This window comes from Sphaerisporangium melleum (assembly GCF_014646695.1).
Classification (GTDB): domain Bacteria; phylum Actinomycetota; class Actinomycetes; order Streptosporangiales; family Streptosporangiaceae; genus Sphaerisporangium; species Sphaerisporangium melleum.
Genome location: NZ_BMNT01000032.1, coordinates 38,018 through 39,263 on the forward strand (window position 1 = coordinate 38,018; position 1,246 = coordinate 39,263).

At 66.4% G+C, this 1,246-nt stretch carries 1 protein-coding gene; it reads right to left on the reverse strand.

Annotation, left to right across the window (positions count from 1 at the left end; all coding sequences use genetic code 11):
* Positions 1-1,246: alpha-L-fucosidase (locus IEY93_RS26110; RefSeq protein WP_229691483.1), on the reverse strand; the 1,246-nt coding region annotated here is incomplete at both ends.

The following is a 1,246-nucleotide window of genomic DNA, read 5'->3' on the forward strand; positions in this document are numbered from 1 at the left end:
ACCCGCCGCCCAGGCTCGGGATGGCGCCGTTGAAGGTCAGCTTGACCACGTAGGCCAGGGCGCTGAACGGGGCGTTGGAGGAGGGCAACGTGATGTGCAGGCCGCCGCCGTCCTGGGTGCGGGTGGGCAGGTTGGTGTACTGGCCGGCCGTGGCGCCGAGCAGTTGCACCGAGGCCAGGTTGCCGAGGTTGATCCGGTTGGAGTTCAGTGTCGTGATGTGCAGCGTGCCGCCCGGCCACCCCATCACGGTCGCGTACAGCACGGTGTTGTCCTTGCTGCGGGTGAACCGGATGTCCTGGCTGGTGCCCTCCCGCGGGGTGGTGAAGGAGCCGCCGCCCATCTGCGTCGGGCCCTCGCCGAACGCCTCCCAGGCGCGGGTGGCGTAGATGGACTCGCCGAACGCCCTGAGATAGGTGCCGAAGGCCTGCAGGATCGACCGCTGGCCCGACGGAATGCTGCCATCGGCCATCGGGGCGATGTTGAGCTGCATGGTGCCGTTCTTGCTGGCGCGGTCGATCAGCGCGTGCACCAGGGACTTCGCCGAGTAGTAGCCGATGCCGTTGGTGTAGCACCAGCTCGAGCTGGAGACGCTGTCCTCGCACAGCCAGTACGGGTAGACGATGCCCGCGGGACCGCCGCGCTCGTAGTCGTAGAGTTCGCCCCGGTTGTTGAACCCGCCGTCCTTGTAGGTGGCGGCGACGTCCTTGTTCCAGGAGACGGCCTTGTTGTAGTAGTACGACAGGAAGTTCAGCCGGTGGGACTCCGGGACCTTGTCGATGTCGAAGTCCTGGTAGATGATGTCCGGCTGGTAGCCGTCGATGACCTCCTTCAGCTTGTCGTACCACAGCTGGTACTCGGCGGTCGAGCCGAGCTGGCCGTACAGCTTCTTCAGCGAGGTCGTCGCCTGGGTGGGCACCCACTGGTAGTAGCCGGTGAAGTTGAACGCGTGGTGCAGGGAGACGTAGAACTTCAGGCCCTTGGCCCGGATGGCGTCGCCGAACAGGCGCAGCAGGTCGAGCTTGGGCCCGGTGAGCACCGAGTTCCACTCGTTCGCCGTGCTGTTCCACATCGAGTAGCCGTCATGGTGCTCGGCCACCGGCCCGGCGTACCTGGCCCCGGCGTCCACGCACAGCTGCGCCCACTCGTCGGGGTCGAAGTTACCGCCCGCGGACTTGAGCTTCGGCGCGAACTGCACCCAGTTGCCCGCCTTGTCGCGGGCGCCGTTGATGAAGTTGTGGTACGGCCA